This is a genomic window from Pelagibius sp. 7325 (genome assembly GCF_037652055.1).
Classification (GTDB): Bacteria; Pseudomonadota; Alphaproteobacteria; order Kiloniellales; family Kiloniellaceae; genus Pelagibius.
In genome coordinates this window covers 150787-168243 of sequence record NZ_JBBKAH010000004.1, presented here as the reverse complement: position 1 = coordinate 168243, position 17457 = coordinate 150787, and the positions used below count along the sequence as shown (strand labels likewise).

Here is a 17457-nt window from a genome sequence, read left to right as displayed (position 1 = left end):
TTCCGTCCTGATCGCGCCCGAGATTTTACCGTTGTGTTTCGTTGCCGCGCGGATCGCCTGCCAAGCCTGGCGTCATCGCCTCAGCCTCCGCACTGCGCCAGCCAGGACTCGAGGTCCGGCCAGCCGTAAGCCAGTTCTTCCAGGTCGGTCCCGGCGAAGGCCTCCCTGCGCTCGCCGGCGCGTTCGCCGCCCATCGCCTCATAGAAGAAACGCGCCGGGTTGGCGGCCAGCACCCAGACCATGGCGCCGCGGTGGCCTTCCTTGGCCAGCGCCTCCAGCGCGGTCGCCAGCAGGCGGCGGCCGAGGCCCTCGCCCTGCCAGTCGATGGCGACATAGAGGGCGTAGACCTCGCCGCTGTAGGGAATCTCGGGCGTGCGCGTCGGCCCGAAGGAGACAAAGCCGACAACTTCCTCGTCGATTTCCGCGACCACCAGGTCGTTGCCTTTCTCGGCGCGGGCGGCGGCGCGGTGCCACTGCGGCGAGGAGCGCGCCACGCTCATGCGCGCCAGATAGTCGGCCGGCACCAGGCCGGCGTAGGCGCTCTGCCAGGTCTCCACGTGGACACGGGCGATCGCGTCGGCATCGCGCGGCAGTGCCGGGCGCAAGACCACGAGTTCGCTCATGCGGCAGTCTCCCGCTCGAAGAGGGCGACGAAGAACCCGTCGGTGCCGTGGCGCGCGGGGGTCAGGGTCAGGTAAGGCGCGCCGCCGGGATAGGGCACGCTCAATACCTGTTGCCAGACCGCCTCGGCCGGCAGCACGGCAAAGCCCGGCACCTCCGATAGGAAGGCGTCCGCCTGCACCCGGTTCTCTTCCGGCAGTAGCGAGCAGGTGACGTAGATGAGCCGCCCGCCCGGCTTCACCAGCGCCGCCGCCTTCAGCAGCACCTCGCGCTGCAGGATCGTGTAGCTCTCCAGGTCGTCCGGGGTCAGACGCCAGCGCGCATCGGGATGGCGCCGCCAGGCGCCGGTGCCACTGCAGGGCGCGTCCACCAGCACGCGGTCGAAGGCGCCGTGCAAAGACGTGTCGGCGGAAAGATCCTTGGCCGCGCGGCGCTCGACGAAAGCGGCGCCGGCGCGCTTCAGCCGTAAGGCGCTGCGGTCGAGGCGCGCCTGCTCCACATCCATCGCCAGCAGGCGCCCGCGGCCCTCCATCGCGGCGGCCAGCGCCAGGGTCTTGCCGCCGCCGCCGGCGCAGACGTCGGCCACCGCCATGCCGGGGCGCGCGTCGCAGAGCAGCGCGGCGAGCTGCGAGCCCTCGTCCTGCAGTTCTACCAGCCCGGCAGTGTAGGCCTGGCTGGCGCGCAGCGCGCGGCGGCCTTCGACGCGCAGGCCCACCGGCGACAGCGGCGTCGCCTCACTGGCGATGCCCTCCTCGGCCAGGGCCGCCCGCGCCGTCTCGCGCGTGCCCAGCAAGGTGTTCACCCGCAGGTCGATGGGCGCTTCCTGCAGCAGCGCCTCGGCTTCGGCGGCGGCGGCCTCACCGAAGGCCGCTTCCAGCTTCGGCATGAGCCACTGCGGCACCTCGTTGGCGACCCAGGCCGGCGGGGCGGCGTCGCGCAGGGCCGGATCGCCCAGCCGCGCGGCCACGGCCGCCTCCTCCTCGCTCAAGGGCGCCGGCGCATAGCGTGAACCGTCGAAGAGCTGGTTGAGGGGCTCCGGATTTTCCCGGCTGCAGAGCGCCAGGTAGGCCAGCAGCTGCTGGCGCGGCGACGCGGCCGTGCCCTCCCCATGCTCCAGCCACCAGCCGATGCGGGCGCGGTGGCGCAGCACGTCATAGGTCATCGCGGTGACCGCCCTGCGGTCTTTGGAGCCGATGTAGCGGCGCTGGCGCAGGTAGTCGTTCACCACCTGCTCGGCGGGCTGCTCGGCCGGCTTGTCGTCGAGACCTTCGAGGATTTCTATGACCGCCTGAAGGCGCGCCGCCGGAATCATGGCTCAGCCCTCAAACGGCTTCTCCGCCCGGGATAACGCGGACACACTTCTTGCCCGGCGGGTGGCGGGGAGATCAGCCGGCGCCCGATCACATCTCGTTGCGGTAGTTGGGCGCCTCGCGCGTGACGGTGACGTCGTGCACGTGGCTTTCCCTGAGGCCCGCATTGGTGATCTGCACGAAGCGCGCGTTCTTCTGCAGGTCGGGGATGGTGGCGCTGCCGGTGTAGCCCATGGCGGCGCGCAGGCCGCCGACCAGCTGATGGATGACCGCCCCGACCGGCCCCTTGTAGGGCACGCGGCCCTCGACGCCTTCGGGCACCAGCTTCAGATTGTCGGCGACTTCCTGCTGGAAGTAGCGGTCGGCCGAGCCGCGCGCCATCGCCCCGACCGAACCCATGCCGCGATACGACTTGTAGGAGCGGCCCTGGAACAGGAAGACCTCGCCCGGGCTCTCCTCGGTGCCGGCGAAAAGGGAGCCGATCATGGCGCAGCTCGCGCCCGCGGCCATCGCCTTCGCAAGATCGCCGGAGAACTTGATGCCGCCGTCGGCGATCACCGGGACGCCCTGCTTCGCGCAGACCTCCACGGTGTCGAAGATCGCGGTCAGCTGCGGCATGCCGACGCCGGCGACCATGCGCGTGGTGCAGATCGAGCCCGGTCCGATGCCGACCTTCACCGCGTCGGCGCCGGCATCGACCAGCGCGCGGGCCCCTTCGGCGGTCGCCACGTTGCCGGCGATCACGCCGGCCGCATTGGAGAGACGCTTCACCTGGCTGACCGCGCTGATGACGCCCTTGGAATGGCCATGCGCGGTATCGACCACCAGCACGTCGACACCGGCATCCAGCAGCGCCTCGGCGCGCGCGAGGCCGTCGGCACCGACGCCGATGGCCGCGGCGGCGCGCAGCCGGCCCTGGTCGTCCTTGCAGGCGTTGGGATAGGCCTGTGCCTTCTCCATGTCCTTCACGGTGATGAGGCCGATGCAGACGTAATCGTCGTCGACCACCAGCAGCTTTTCGATGCGGTGCTGGTGCAGCAGGCGCTGCGCCTCTTCCTTGCTGACGCCTTCCTTCACGGTGATGAGCCGTTCCTTGGTCATCAGCGCGGAGACCGGCTCCTTCGGGTTCTCGGCGAAGCGCACGTCGCGGTTGGTCAGCACGCCGACCAGCTTCTTCGTCTTGCGCTCGACCACCGGGATGCCGGAGATCTTGTGCCGTTCCATCAGCGCCAGCGCGTTGGCCAGCGGCTCGTCCGGGTGGATGGTGACGGGGTTCACCACCATGCCGCTCTCGAACTTCTTCACCCGGCGGACCTCGTCGGCCTGCTCTTCGATGGAGAGGTTCTTGTGAATGACGCCGATGCCGCCGGCCTGGGCCAGCGCGATGGCGAGGCGCCCCTCGGTGACCGTGTCCATGGCGGAGGACACCAGCGGAATGCCCAGCTCGATGGAGCGGGTCAGGCGGGTTCGCGTGTCGGTCTGACTTGGGAGAACTGCGGACTCCGCCGGCTCAAGAAGGACATCGTCGAAAGTAAGAGCCTGTCGGAGTTTCATGCCTATCCCCTTGGCGGTGATTGGCGCCGCATCATACACATAGGCCCCGCCATGCCAAGCGGATTGCGCCGCCAGCCCCGCAGCCCCGGGCTGCAGCGGGCTCATGGCTCGCAGAGGGGCGCCCGCCCCTCCCCTTTTTGCAGCCCCCCTTTTAAGCGCGGCGGCAGGAACCCATTTGACCTCTATCATCGCGTCTTGCCCGCAAGTGCGGGAAGATCCGCCCGAAATCCTTGCTTTAACGGGGAAAAAGTCATGAAACCGACGAGGAGCTGGATCGTCATCGCCGATGGGGCAAAGGCCCGCATCCTGGAAAACACCGGCCCCGGCAAGGGCCTGACCCCGCTGCCGGAAAAAGAGATGCACCAGACCCCGCACCCGACTCGGGAGATCAATGCCGACCGGCCGGGCCGCACCCACGACCGCATGGGCCAGGGGCGCCATGCCATGGAACCGCCCAGCGACCCGCACCGCGAGGAAAAGCGCCACTTCGCCGCGGAGCTGGCCGGCCACCTGAACACGGCGGCGCTGAACCACAGCTACGACCGCCTCGTCCTGGTGGCCCCGGCCAAAACCCTGGGCGACCTGCGCCAGGCGCTCAGCAAGGAAGCCGCCGCCAAGGTGGACGGCGAGCTCAGCAAGGACCTCATCAAGATCCCGGATCAGGATCTGCCCGGCCACCTGGGCGGGCTCATCGCCCTCTAGTTTTCGTCATCGGACGTTGCCCCGCCGCCGCGAAAGCCGGTGGCGACGAGGTACATCTCCGCCGAATCCGCGCGGCTCGCCGCCGGCTTCACATGGGCGACCTTGGCGAAGTCGCGCTTCAGTTCGGCCAGCAGGTCCTTCTCGGTGCCGCCCTGCAGCACCTTGGCGACGAAGGCACCGCCCGGGGCGAGCACTTCCTTGGCGAAGAGGTGGGCCACCTCCACCAGCGCCATGATCTTCAGGTGGTCGGTCTTGGAATGGCCGGTGGCGTGCGCCGCCATGTCGGTCAGCACGACATCGGCCGGCCCGCCCAGCGCCGTCTTCAGGCGGTCCGGTGCATCCTCGTCGAGGAAATCCCCGACCATCAGCTCGGCGCCGGAGATCGGCTCGACCTCGATCAGGTCGATGCCGACGACCTTGGCGCTGCGCCCGCAGCGCTCGACCACCACCTGGGTCCAGCCGCCGGGCGCGCAGCCCAGGTCCACCACCCGGGCGCCGTTCTTGAGGAAATGGAAGCGGTCGTCGAGCTGCGCGAGTTTGAAGGCGGCGCGCGAGCGGTAGCCGCGCTTGCGCGCCTCGGCAACATAGGGATCGTTCAGCTGGCGCTCGAGCCAGCGCGCCGAGGATATCGAACGCCGCTTGGCGGTCTTCACGCGGACCTTCAGGCTGCGCCCCGAAACGTCGCGTCCCGAACCGCCGCGCCCTGACGTGCCGCGCCCGGAACCGCCCGTGCCGCCGCCGCGGCCTCCACCTGATTTCGCCAAAATGCTGTCCCCGGCCTGCTGCTGTCAGTCCGCCGCCGCGTCGCCGGCCCAGCGACCCTCTGTCCAGCGGCCCTGGGGTGCGCTGATACCATGGATCATGGCATAGAGCATGCCCTCGCGCAGGCCGCGGTCGGCGACCCTCAGGCGGTCGGCCGGCCACAGCCGGCAGAGCGCGGCGAGGATCGCGCAGCCGGCGATCACCAGGTCGGCCCGTTCGGGGCCGATGCAGGGATGCGCCGCCCGCTCGGCGTAATTCATGGCGACGATACGATCGGAGATGTCGCGCACGGTGGCCATCTCCAGGTAGCTGCCGTCGACCGCCGTGCGGTCGTAGCGCGGCAGGTTCTTGTGGACACCGGCCAGTGTGGTCACGGTTCCGGAGGTGCCCAGCATCTGCACGCAGCCCGGCGGCACCGCACGGGCGATGTCATGGCGTGCCGCGAAGTCCGCCACCGCGGCGGCCATCTCCGCCTCCATGGCCTGGTAGGCCTCAAGGCCGGTCTCGCCGCGGCCGGGTTTCTGGGGGCCGTACTTCTCAGCCAGGGTGATGACGCCGATCGGCACCGACAGCCAGGCGTGCAGCGACAGTTCCAGAGGCTGCGCCGCGCCCTGCGGCGCCGGTTTGCCCTTCAGCCAGCAGATCTCGGTGCTGCCGCCGCCGATATCGAACAGCAGGATGTCGGGGATGTCTGGAGCAAAGAGCGGCGCGCAGCCACAGATCGCCAGCGCCGCCTCCTCGTTCTGCGAGATGATCTCCAGTTCGATGCCGGTGGTGCGCCGCACCTCGTCCAGGAAGGCTTCGCAGTTGCCGGCGCGCCGGCAGGCCTCGGTCGCCACCGCGCGCACCTGGGTGACGCCGCGCCGGCTGATCTTGCCGGCACAGACCTTCAGGGCCTCGATGGTACGGGCCATGGCCGGGCCGGACAGCTGGCCACTGGCGGCCAACCCCTCGCCCAGGCGCACGATGCGGGAAAAGGCATCGACCACCTGGAAGCCGTCGCGCGCCGGGCGGGCGACCAGCAGACGGCAGTTGTTGGTACCGAGATCGAGGGCGGCATAGACCCCTTCCCCGCCGGGAAGCCCGGCGCCCCGCTCGGTTGGGCCGGGCACCCCGGCCCCCAGGCTGGAACCCAGGCTGGAACCCAGGCTTGCGGAACGGCGGTGCCCGGCAGCGTCCCGCTCCGCCCGGACGGTCTCCCGCTGTCCCCAAGAGCCGTTTCGTTGCCCGTTGACGTAGGCCGTCACCTGAACCTGTTCCCGTTCTCGTTGTTGGGGACCGGAACGCCCGCGCCCCCTTATAAGCGCTGTGTAAGCGCTGTCTTAGCGGCCATCTTAGCGTGCCGGCGCCGCCTTTCGCCAGCACCCCGCGCCCGCCGGGCCGCAAAATCAGCAGCAAGGTCGCCGTCCGGCGACGGCGCGGGCGCCGGAATCGATCCGGAATCGATCCGGAACCGCCCCTGAATCTGCCCGAAAAGCGCCGAAAAGAGGTTGTCAGCGGGGGGGCGGTAGGACTATGTAAAGCACCGCCGCGCTATGAAGGGCCCGCACCGGACCCTCGTTGGCCCGCCTGCTGGGGGATAGTTTAGCGGTAGAACTCTCGGCTCTGACCCGAGCAGCCCTGGTTCGAATCCAGGTCCCCCAGCCAGTCCCCCAGGACAATTCAGCAAAATCAGTCACTTACAAGGTGCGGAGACGCTCTGTACCACAGAGGTGTACCACACGGCTGTCCACAAAACGGCCGTTTCGGGGCTCTTCTCGTGGCTACGGCGCGCCCACGCAAAAGGGACGCCACCTTGTCGAACCAGAACCCCCACCTGCGCCGCCGCGGCGCCGTCTACCACTACCGCCGCCGCCTGCCCGCCGCGCTCAAGGAAATCTTAAACCGGACCTATTTTGATGGGTCCCTCGCAACCGCCGATCCTGTCGTGGCCCGAAAACTCGCCCGCAGGATCTCGGTCGCGCTGGATCAACTGTCTGAGCAGCTGCAAGGTATGCCCAAAGCTCTCCAGCCCACCCCCGGGCAGCTCAATCTCGTCCTCAAGGAACTCTTCGACAGCATCCTTCGGGAAGGCGATCGCCAACGCGACCTGCTCGCCGGTGACCTGAACTACCTTCCCAACGGCAGCCGCGAAGAGATCCTGGACGGCACTGCCGATCCGGAGACGATGGAGCGATACCGCAGCTACCAGGCCCGCGGCATCTTTTCCGAAGGCTTGCCCGAGGAACTCGCTCAAGAGTGGTCCGACCTTGCCACCATCAATGAACTCGCATGCATCAACCCCCTGCTTGAGACCGCGCTCAAGGCCTGCGACCTGGAGATTGATCTCGCCGCTCCGTCGTCGCAACCGCTGCGCCAAGACGCCCTCAGCGTTGTCGCGGAGGCCTACCGCGTGGAGGTCGACCGCTGGGATGGCACACGCGGCCAGGGCCAGCGCGCCCCTGACTGGATCGACGACAAATACCCCTTGGCGCCCGCCGTGCTGCAGACCTGGAGCGGTCGTCTCAATGCCGAGGAGGTGAATTTTCTCGCACGTCCAGTGGAAGACGTGGCGAAAGAATATATGGATCGAAACCTTCAACATACCCGCGCCCGCAAAACCGAGCGCGACTGGGAAATGGCGATCCGCTATTTCGTGAGTCTGGGTGGAAAGGAGCGCATTGGCGACATCACTGAGACTGACGTGGACCGGTTTCGAGAAGAACTCCTGAAAATGCCTTCGGAGTTCGGTAAGGGCGTCTACGCTGGCCTGGAGCCGAAGCAGGCAATAGAGAGATGCGACCAGCTGCGCAGACGCATCTCGGAGGCGGACAAAGCCGGCCAAGATACCGTTCGATTCGAGGGCTATGAATGGTCGATAGAGCAGGCGAAGCGCAAAATCCGCACGATGACCCGAAAGACGGCGAACAAGCATCTGAGTTTCTTCACCAAGATGTGGACCTCCCGCGTGGTGCCACGCTCCCTCAGGCCGATGAGCCCCTTCGCTGGAGCGCTCTACCCGAAGAGCGAAGTGCGCAACGACAAAGTTCGCGCCGGCCGGGTGGAATACACTCAGGACGAACTGAAGCGGCTCTTCACCTCACCGGTATGGGGCGGCTGCCGGTCAATCTCACGGCGCTCCGTCGCCGGCGACCTCATAATTCCGGATGCCCGCTTCTGGGCGCCATTGATCGCCGTTTTCACCGGCATGCGCCGCGAAGAAATCTGCCAGCTGAAAGCGACCGACTTCAACGAGCACGGCGGTATCTGGTTCCTCATGGTGCAGGCAACTGAAGGTCGCCGCCTGAAGACGCCGGCGGCACAGCGCGACATTCCCATTCATGACGAGTTGGTCCGGATCGGGCTGAGAGAGTACGTAGACTTCCGCTATCCGGGCTGGCTCTTCCCCGAGTTGCGGCCCTCAGAGATTGACCGGGCGCTCGGTGACGGCCTGGGCAAGTGGTTCCACCGCTACCGTAGGGCCATTGGTCTCACGCGCAGCGAGACGGATTTTCATTCCTTCAGGACCACCTTCACGCAGCACCTGCGTCGAGCCGGCGTGCCGCTCGATCACATCAAGCCGATCACCGGGCACCAGGAGAACGACGTCACGCTGAGACACTACGCGCCTGTCTTCGGGCTTGACCAGAAGAAGGTGGTCGTTGAGAAATTCGAACTGGGGGTAACGCTCCCGACGATCTACGGCCGCATGCAGGAAATGTTGCAGAATCTCAAGCAACTCGAGGCCTCACCGCTGCCTCAAGCGCGCCGATTGCGGAAGCTTGTACCCGAAAGCCACCAAAGAGTCTGAGCAGACTGGCACCGTCCTACCGCTGAATGCCGACCAGCGACGGCCCTACGAACGAAGAGGCACCGGAGGCATCCTGCTACCATCAGGCGGCACCGCGCCAACGGGATTCTTCGCCTATGCGGCCGGCCTTGGCCGTCGATTATCGGCGGCTGATTTGACAGCCTCCACAAAGGATAAGGCAAACCATTCCTCATACCGTAGGGATTTTTTTTCGTAAGAATAGCGCCACTTTTCGAATCCATCGCTGATCGCCTCTACTTGCTGCAAGAAGCCATAGTAGGCGCGACGATTGCCGCTGAAGCGTTTCCGCAAAAGAACAGGCCCTCTCATAGTCCAGGGATTTTGGCTAATTGACTCGTGAGAGAAAATTTCACGCCTGATATGTTTTGGCAGTTTTTTATAGAGCTTCAAAATGTTGTGGCCACGCGGCGCCTTACCCCTAAGCACGACATGAAGATCTTTCATATAGAGCTCGACGGAGAACGCCAGACACACAACACTTGGACTCATTGCGGGGACCCCACCAAAGGCTGCTTTCCTTACTAAAGGCTTCCCATCCAGCTTCTCAAGATTATCCAACGCAGCATTGTGGCTGTCATTCAATACCCGATAGGCATGAAAGAAGTCATTCGCCTGCATCCGTATCTGTGAAGACATTTGCACTTTCTCTCAATCTACGACTTCCGCTGAAAATACACTGCCACCTTGTGCACTGCTGCACTGCCAAGCACTTTATCGTTAAATTATCTCTGTGCGTTTCAATTATTATTGGCCTGACTACAGCTCCGTATCACCTTGGCTTGCCGTGCCAGCCTGCCACTCGACCACATAAAGCCGGTCAATGGGCATCCGGAGCCTTGGCCAATTTGGACCGGTAGCCAGGATAACCGAATTGCGGGATTACACGTCCTCCGGGGCTGAATCAGGGTCACCTTTTCTTCCCTCCTCGGGCCGCGCTATGGCATTGGCAAAGGCGCCGGCAACAATGCCGGTCGGTATGGCGATAACACCAATCCCAATGAAGGCCACCAAGCCGGCCAACATTTTGCCGAGCGGCGTGACCGGATAGACGTCGCCGTAGCCGACGGTGGTCAGCGTCGCCATGGCCCACCACAGCGCCCGCGGCACCGATCCGAAGGCCTCCGGCTGGCGGGGGCCTTCCACCAAATAGAGGAAGACCGCAGCCACTATCATGAGGAGGAATGCCATCATCACGCTGACCAAAAGCTCGTAGCGCCGGGCGTAAACGCAAGATCCCAGCATTTGCCCGGCTGCGGTGAGGCGCGTCAGGCGCAGCACCATGAAGACCCGGCCGATGCGCAGGAAGCGCAGGATGAAGATCTCCGCGCCAAGGTGCGGCAGCAGGAACACCATGATCAGGGCCAGGTCGAAGAGATGCCACGGCCGCAGAGCCCACCTGAGACGCCCGCGCCAGCCCTGCCAGGATTCGACCTCGCCCGCCGCCCAGAAGCGCAGCAGGTATTCCAGCGAAAAGAAAACAAGCAACGCCCTGTCCATTAGGCGGAAAGCCGCCGCCACGTCCTTGTCGTGCCAGAGGCTCTGCTCGGTTTCCAGCATGGCGATGAGCGAACCCATGAGAATGACAAAGACGATGAGACGGGCAACAGCGGCGCTACCCGGCTGCTCCGCAGCGCCACCATCAAAACCGGCCCTGAGCCAGCGCCGGATCCGGATCAGAACGCTTGCCAACAACGCCCCTTCAGCTCTCTCTGCCGGTGCCGTCACTCTCTGCTCCGCTATCCGATTTCACCTTCGAGCCATCAGACCGTCTGCAAGAGTGCATCGACATACTCTATGTCCGCCTCCGAAAGACGGAAGACGTCGGGCTTTCCGCTGTTCTTGATAACCTCAATGCCGTCGCTATAGATCTCCCAGCGTGCCAAGCGCCCATAGGTCACATTGGTGGAACGCGGCTGACCGATGAATGCGAGCTTCTTGTTGGTGACATAGAGATCGCCACCGGCCTTCTCCACCAGCTCCTCGCGCGTCGAGGTAATCGGCACGGCACGGCCGAAGCGGAGGGTTACCCCCTTGGCGACGCGAAAGCCGATCGAGCCGCCGGCGTAGCCGTGGTGCTCGCGCACCGTCTTCATCTGCAGCCACACCGAAGGGCAGTAGTGAAAGCAAACCTCGTTACGCCCCAATCGGATGTCGGCCTCGATGGGCTCTGGCTCCAACCGCCCAGTCGCCTCCACCTCCCAGAGCTTGCGATAGATCTGCATCGACACCTGGTCAAAGTCGGGCGTCACCCTGAGCTGACGGCAGATATCGCGGATTTCCTCTTCGTCGTCTGGTGAGTAGCGGCGTGTCTTCTTTACCCGGTCTAGCACACGGCCGGTGAGCTTATTGGCGAGTGGCAATACCTGCTTTCGGAGGATGCCCTTTGCCTTCTCTTCAGAGAGCCCGAGCTCGGACTGCAGGCGTTCGATCTCCGCCAATTCACCATCGGTGATCACCTTGTCGGCCAGCGCCTTCTTGACCGCCCGCCCGAACTTGCCGCCTTTCGTGAATGCAAACATGCCCCTCGCCCCTGTTGTTTCGCCACCGGCAATCTCAGCACAACGAGATAGCCTCCGGCCTAGCCCTCTCCGCCAGCGCCGTCATTACCTTCTCCGCCCTTCTCTCTCATTTCGCCAACTCGGCGCAGCAACTCGGCGAACTCATCCCGCGTTGTCTGGCGCAGGCGAGTGAGCCCGAGCGCCGCGGCCATGGCGGCTGGCGGATCATCGTCCGGTCCTTGCTCCAAGATCTGCAGCGCAAGCCCCAACTTTTCCGGATAGGGAACGTCGGCCCAGGAACGGTCTACACCGGCGACGCTCAGCCCCCGAAAAGGGATGATGGCCTGCGGCTCCACCTCGGCTGGCCAGAGCACTTGCTCCTCCCCAGCCCCCCGCGACTGCGGCCGCTGCCGCGCCACCGCCTGTTGGACCTGCCGGCGGATCTGCCCGCCGGTGCGCTTGAACCCGTGCGCGCGGGCGATACGCATCGCCAGGTAGTCGAAGGACACGGGGCCCTCCGCATCGATGATCGCAAGCCCCAGGCGCCGGATGACCTGGCGATAGCCAATGTCGTTGAACTTTTCCGGGTCCAACTCGACGTGCAGATTGGCAGCGGACCCGCCGGCCGGAGCCGGACTGCTCCCGCCCTGCCGGGCGACGCGTGCCACGGGATGCCCTCGCTCGACGCCGACACGTTGACTGTCGTTGCCGAGGTCCTCAGGCGCATTCTCGACCTCCTCCTCGTGGTCGCTGTCGAACGATCCCTCTCCAACCTCCTCTCCCAGTTGCTCGTCCCTGGCCTTCCCACTGCTGCCACCGTTAATTCTGGGAACGCCCGCCGTTGTCTCTGTCTTCGGCTTCGACTGCGCCTGTTCCTGTGCCCGGGCACGATCCTCCTCAAGCAACTTCGAGAGCGCCTCGTCGATCCGCTCCAGGGTACCCTTCGGGTCGATAAAGAAGTCCGTCGACCAGATGCGCAGGAGCCGCCAACCGAGACTCTCGAGAATCGCCTGACGCACCCGATCGCGATCGCGTGCCGACGGCGAGGCGTGGTAGGTAGCGCCGTCGCACTCGAGACCCACTAGGTAGCGCCCGGGCCAGTCCGGATGGATGACGCCCAGGTCGATGCGGAACTTGGAGACGCCGATCTGCGTATGCAGGGACCATCCACGGCGCCGGAGTCCCTCGGCGACCGCCTCCTCGAAGTCGGACTCGAAGCTGTTCGTGCCGCCGACGGACTTCAGGACTTCTCCCAGCGCTGTGGGTCCCCGCTCGGCGAACTCCAGATAGTGACGCAGGTCATGTACCGCCTCGGCAGACGTTCGCGTGAGGTCGATCATCGAAGGATCGAAGCTCGCGAAGATCACCACCTCAGTGGTCGCCCGGGTGATCGCCACGTTGAGGCGGCGCTCGCCGCCCTTGCGGTTCAGAGGGCCGAAGTTCATCGACATGGTGCGCGCGCCCGGCTCCTTGGGCCCATAGCCGACGGAGAGCAGGATCACGTCGCGCTGGTCGCCCTGCACAGTCTCCAGATTCTTGATGAAAACCGGTTCGGCGGCATCCTCGCCGAAGAAGGCCTCGAGGGCCGGATCCGCCCGGCGCTCCTCGTCCAGCAGGTTCTCGACGAGACGTTGCTGCTCGGAATTGAGCGTTACCACGCCGACCGAGAGCTTGCTCAAGACGGGATCCTTCAGCCGCCGCACCACCTCGGCCACCACCTCCCGCGCCTCCTCCGGGTTGGTGCGTCCAGCCCCGCGCAGGTATACGCCCGCCACCTTGCGGAAGGAGACCGCGGTGGGCTTGGTATCGTTCGAGGGATAGGTCACGAGATCGCCGCCATAGTAGCGGTGGTTCGAGAAGGCGATGAGGCTCTCATGGCGGCTGCGGTAGTGGCCGGTGAGGCGATGCCACTTGATTCGGGCGGCCAGCGCCTCGTCGAGGATGCTCTCCATGTCGTCGGCAAACCCGGACTCTTCCTCGGCGTCCTCCGAGGCGGCCCGCTCGAAGAAGGACGTCGGCGGCATCTGCTTGGGGTCGCCGACCACGATGACGTTGTTGCCGCGGGCAATGGCGCCGATCGCATCCCACACGGTGATCTGGGAGGCCTCGTCGAAGACCACCAGGTCGAAATGCTTGCTGCCGGCGGCGAGGAACTGGGCCACCGAGAGCGGGCTCATGAGGAGGCAAGGCGTCAGCGTGGTCAGGACGTCGCCCAGCTCACCGCACAACTGGCGCACCGGCATGTGGCGCGACTTCTTCTGGATCTCGCGGGCGAGCACGCCGTAGCCGGGCGACTGAGCGGCGTCATGGCGCCCGGGGATGTCGCCGGAGAGCTTCGCCTTGATGTAGTCAATGGAGAGGTCGGCCAGCCTCTGGTCGAGCTCGCGAAACGCCTCGATCTTCTGCTCTTGCGCCAAGGCCGAGAAGGTGCGCAGCTCCTCGCGCTCGTCGACTAGGCGCCCGGCGATCCACCGGCAGTAGGCGGTCTTGAAGGCCTCTTCCGTCTCCTCCGCCGGCACTAGGCCGCTTTCCAGGGCCGCTACCAAGTCATCCAGGCCGGCGCCCAGCGCCTCGTTCCGGACGGCCTGCCAGCGGCACCACAGGTTGATGCGTTGCTGCAGGTCGAGCACGCCCTGGGCCTCTTCCTTGAGGGCGCCAAGATCGACCACGGTTCGGGCTTCGGCCGCCGCTTCCCTTGCGTAGTCGTCAAAGGCCTGCTTGAAGGCCTGCATCTCCTCGGCAAGCCGCCGGCCAGCCTCGGCGATCGGCATGCCGGCGGCGATGAGGTCCTGGCCCTCTGAGACGAGCTTTCTCAGCGTCTCGCGCACGGCGATCAGCTGATCGGCTCCCTCAGCAAGGCGCGTTGCGCCCTCGCGCAGCTTGGCGCCGGCAGTCGCAGCCTCCCGGGCCCGATCGACATCGCTTTCGAGGCCTTTCCAGGGCGTGTCCTGCGGCAAATCCCGTGCGGCCGCCTCCATCTCGCCCTTCAGGATCTGCAGCTTCTCCAGGGTGTCGAGATCGCTGGCCGCGATGGGGCGCCTCTTGAGGCCGGCGGCCTTCTTCATCCGAGAGGCGACCCCACGGCGCTCCAAGGCCCCAAAGGGCCAGATCTTGTCGCCAGCAGCACGCCACTGCCCCTTCCAGGTCTCGACCTCGGCCGCGGCGATGGCCACATCGCTCCAGGCAAGCGACAGCTTTTTCTTCTCCACCCGGTAGGCCTCCAGCTTGTCGAGCGCCCGCCCCAGGTCGTCCAGCGCCTGGCCACCCTTGCCGGTCAGCGCAAAGCCGAGATCGTGCCGAGCGGCCGCCGGCAGCAGCGCCGCAATCACGGCAAGCCCCTCGAGGCCGGCGAGACGGCTTCCCGGCTGCGGCAACCCGGCCGGGCCCGTGAAGTTGCCGGCGGCCGTCAGGACAGCGTCGATCCGCCCAATGAGACGACGGGCAGCCTCCACGAAACGCGCCTGCCAGGCATGGGACCAGTCCTCCTGGCGCAGGTCCTTGAATACCTTCAGCTCATCGGGACCGATCTGGCCGCGCTCGAGCCCCAGACGCCGGGCGATGTCCTGCAAGCGGACGAGGCCCTCGCGGTCCCGAGCGCGATCAGCCTCCAGATCGCCCTCCCAGGAGAGCTCCAAGCGATGCCGCTCGGCAAATCGTGCAGACCGGCCGATGGCGGCGCGAGGCGAGACACCCGTCCTGCCCGGAGTGTGGAGCGCCCTTACGAGGCCGTTCAGGCTGTCGCGCACTTCCTTCAGGCGCGCTGCCTCGGCCTGCCAGTGCTCAGCCATCTCTTCGCCCCGCTCGCTCCAGGAGCGGTCCAGCTGGCCCAGCACGTCCTTCTTGTTGGCCTTGGAGGAGTGCAGCTCGAGACAAAAGCGCCCGAGGCCCTTCTCGACCAGGCGGCGGTAGACGACCTCGAGGGCGGCCATCTTCTCCGAGACGAAGAGCACGCGCCGGCCGAGACCGAGATTGTGGGCGATGATGTTGGCGATGGTCTGCGACTTACCGGTACCCGGCGGGCCTTCCAGCACGAAGTCGCCGCCCTGCGCCGAGGCGTGCACCGCGACGATCTGCGAGGAATCCGCCGGCAGCGGCATAAAAAGCTCAGAGGGATCGATCTTCTCGTCGATCTCCGAGGGCTTCATGAATTCGGCCGATCCCTCGTAAGGATCGCGCGGGGTGTCAATCAGGTGAGCGACGAAGGGGCTCCCCTTCAACTCCGCCGTGCGGTCGGAGAGGTCTTTCCACATGAGATACTTAGCAAAGGAGAAGGTCGAGAGCACCACCTCCTCCACCACCTCGAAGCCCTTCATGTCGATCACCGCCTTACGGACGATGTTCCAGATGAGAGCCACATCGACACCCGAATCATCTTCCGGCAACTTGCCCTCAAGTTGAGGCAAACGCAGACCGAAGTCCTGGCGCAGCATCTCGAGCAGGGTCATGTTGAAGACCGTCTCGTCATCGTGCGCCATGATCCTGACGCGCGAGGCTGCGCTCTTGCGCTCGATCTTGACCGGCACCAGAATGAGCGGCGCCCTGTAGCTGCGCGTTTCGTCCTCCGACTGCTTCCACTTAAGCATGCCGAGCGCGAGGAAGAGCGTGTTGGCGCCACCCTCTTGGAGGTCCGACCTGGCTTTGCGGTAGAGCTCCACAAGCCCCGCATCGAGCTCTTTCTGCTCGCGTTCGGACACCAGCTCGTTATTCTCCAGGGCGTGCTGGGCAAACTCCCGAACATAGTCTTCGCCGCGGTTCTGCTGGAAGAGTTGCAGGTCGCGCCCACTGTCACCTTCCTGAGTTGGCTTCACCAGGGGCCGCACCGAGATCTTTTTGCCGTCGGCGAGCTTATCCTCCAGGGCGGCTGGATCGGGACAGATGAGCGGGATCGCCGTCTTGGAGGGTTTCAGGTTTAAAAGGCGGTTGCGCTTGGTGAGATCGAGAAGCTTGCGCTTCCAATGGTCGAGCCGACCTTCCGGTGAGTCGGGTGTCTCGTTCGTCTCGACCCCAAGATCAAAGCCGGGCAGCTCGGGAGCCTCCTCAAGGCCTTCGGCAACGACGACCTCGCCGGCGTTCTCGCCCTCCTTAATCACCCGCTCAATGCCGAGCGGGGAGATTTGCTGCTGGCGCGCGCGGGCTATGTCGAGGGCGTAAACGAACTTATCCTCGACGGCCTCGGCAATCTCGCCGTTGGCGACCTCGATTGCCTTGGAGAATTTCTTCGGTGGCTCATGGGTTACCAGCGTGGTCTCAAAGAGCAGCAGTTCCTTCAAGTCGATGTGCTTGCGTAGCTCGGAAGGGTCATCCGTGGTTAGGCTTGGAAGCGTCTGGGGCTGTAGCCACAGCCCGCAGATAGCGTGACCTTCAGTAAAAGCGATCAAAGGGCGAAGACCGATCTGCTCAAGTGCCGATGCGAAGAGCACAGCGGCATCGAGGCAGGTGGCAATGCCGTTGTCCAGCACCTCCCCGGGCGTGCGGATCTTCTGTCCATTGCGCTCAAAGCTCGCCGGCGGCTCCGAATAGGTGAGCCTGCGCTGCGCCACCGCCGACCAGACTGCTGCGGCGATCTCCCAGACCCGCTTGCGCGACTTCTGCTGGTAGCCCTCCAAGGAGGGATCCTTGCCGGAGCGACGAAGGATCTCAGAAGCCTCTTTCAGGAGGCGTGAGACGGCCGGGTCATTGGGCATGACAAAGGCGGCGAGGAGCTCTGGCATGTGGCTGGCGCCGCCCCACTCGTTGTGGGCAAGGCCGGTGATCTCGCGCCGCTCCTCGACAATCAGGTCGTCACCCCGGGTGAGGCGGAGGGAGAGATCGGCACGTCGCCGCTCGGTGAGTCGCGAGAGAGAGGCACCGGCGAGTGACACGTTGCGGTCTCTGAGCCGCAGCTCGCCGTCGGCCGCCAGGCGGTCGATGCGCCAGCGCTTCTCGGTAACGAGCGGCGGATCAACCTCGAGGGTCAGCACCAGGCCCTCGAGATCCTCCGCGCCGCGGTTGGCGAGGCTCAGATCTGCGATGACCGGAACGTCGTTCTGGTGGGTTGCGTAGGTGATCTGCGCTGCGATCGAGGCGGAGATCTCGACCGCTGCGGCGGCTGGCACGTGATCAACTACGGACTGACGCTCGCCCAATGGCGCGTCCTGGTCCTGATCTGCCACTGCTGACCAGCCGGCTTGGTTAATCTCGTTCACGGGCGCCTCCCTTT

At 65.5% G+C, this 17457-nt stretch carries 11 protein-coding genes and 1 tRNA gene; 3 read left to right on the top strand and 9 right to left on the bottom strand.

The annotated features are described in order from the left end of the window. Positions 1 to 80 precede the first annotated feature (80 nt). The 3 genes from WDC82_RS13735 to guaB form a co-directional block, all read right to left on the bottom strand. Entirely contained in the window at positions 81 to 623 is a 543-nt protein-coding gene (locus WDC82_RS13735) for a GNAT family N-acetyltransferase (RefSeq protein WP_340117905.1), read from the bottom strand. Continuing rightward, positions 620 to 1933, bottom strand: coding sequence for an RsmB/NOP family class I SAM-dependent RNA methyltransferase (locus WDC82_RS13730; protein WP_340117904.1), 1314 nt, complete (start codon positions 1931 to 1933; stop codon positions 620 to 622). The genes WDC82_RS13735 and WDC82_RS13730 overlap by 4 nt, the downstream gene beginning before the upstream one ends. Positions 1934 to 2021: 88 nt before the next feature. Continuing rightward, entirely contained in the window at positions 2022 to 3485 is a 1464-nt protein-coding gene (gene guaB / locus WDC82_RS13725) for an IMP dehydrogenase (protein ID WP_340117903.1), read from the bottom strand. Positions 3486 to 3737: 252 nt separating this feature from the next. Here guaB and WDC82_RS13720 point away from each other — a divergent pair, with 252 nt between their 5' ends. After that, positions 3738 to 4187 carry a host attachment protein gene (locus tag WDC82_RS13720; RefSeq protein ID WP_340117902.1) on the top strand — a complete coding sequence of 150 codons (450 nt, stop codon included), beginning with the start codon at positions 3738 to 3740 and terminating at the stop codon, positions 4185 to 4187. Here the strand turns inward: WDC82_RS13720 and WDC82_RS13715 are convergent. Together WDC82_RS13715 and WDC82_RS13710 are read right to left on the bottom strand one after the other, a co-directional pair. Continuing rightward, positions 4184 to 4951, bottom strand: coding sequence for an RlmE family RNA methyltransferase (locus WDC82_RS13715; RefSeq protein ID WP_370661550.1), 768 nt, complete (start codon positions 4949 to 4951; stop codon positions 4184 to 4186). The genes WDC82_RS13720 and WDC82_RS13715 overlap by 4 nt on opposite strands. Positions 4952 to 4975: 24 nt before the next feature. Then, positions 4976 to 6061: a Ppx/GppA phosphatase family protein gene (locus WDC82_RS13710; RefSeq protein WP_340117901.1), complete on the bottom strand. Its 1086-nt coding sequence runs from the start codon at positions 6059 to 6061 to the stop codon at positions 4976 to 4978. 461 nt (positions 6062 to 6522) lie between these two features. On the opposite strand from WDC82_RS13710, the gene WDC82_RS13705 reads away from it, so the two are divergent. Beyond that, positions 6523 to 6596, top strand: a tRNA-Gln gene (locus WDC82_RS13705). Positions 6597 to 6744: 148 nt separating this feature from the next. Then, positions 6745 to 8739: a site-specific integrase gene (locus WDC82_RS13700; protein ID WP_340117900.1), complete on the top strand. Its 1995-nt coding sequence runs from the start codon at positions 6745 to 6747 to the stop codon at positions 8737 to 8739. Positions 8740 to 8853: 114 nt separating this feature from the next. On the opposite strand, the gene WDC82_RS13695 is transcribed toward WDC82_RS13700, so the two are convergent. The 4 genes from WDC82_RS13695 to WDC82_RS13680 form a co-directional block, all read right to left on the bottom strand. Further along, positions 8854 to 9396: a hypothetical protein gene (locus WDC82_RS13695; protein ID WP_340117899.1), complete on the bottom strand. Its 543-nt coding sequence runs from the start codon at positions 9394 to 9396 to the stop codon at positions 8854 to 8856. A 243-nt stretch (positions 9397 to 9639) separates the two neighbouring features. Then, positions 9640 to 10485: an ion transporter gene (locus tag WDC82_RS13690; protein WP_340117898.1), complete on the bottom strand. Its 846-nt coding sequence runs from the start codon at positions 10483 to 10485 to the stop codon at positions 9640 to 9642. Positions 10486 to 10520: 35 nt separating this feature from the next. Next, complete coding sequence (locus WDC82_RS13685) at positions 10521 to 11279, bottom strand: hypothetical protein (protein ID WP_340117897.1); 759 nt, start codon at positions 11277 to 11279, stop codon at positions 10521 to 10523. A 59-nt stretch (positions 11280 to 11338) separates the two neighbouring features. Further along, positions 11339 to 17443 (bottom strand): DUF3320 domain-containing protein, encoded by a 6105-nt coding sequence (locus WDC82_RS13680; protein WP_340117896.1) that lies wholly within the window; start codon positions 17441 to 17443, stop codon positions 11339 to 11341. Positions 17444 to 17457: the final 14 nt, after the last annotated feature.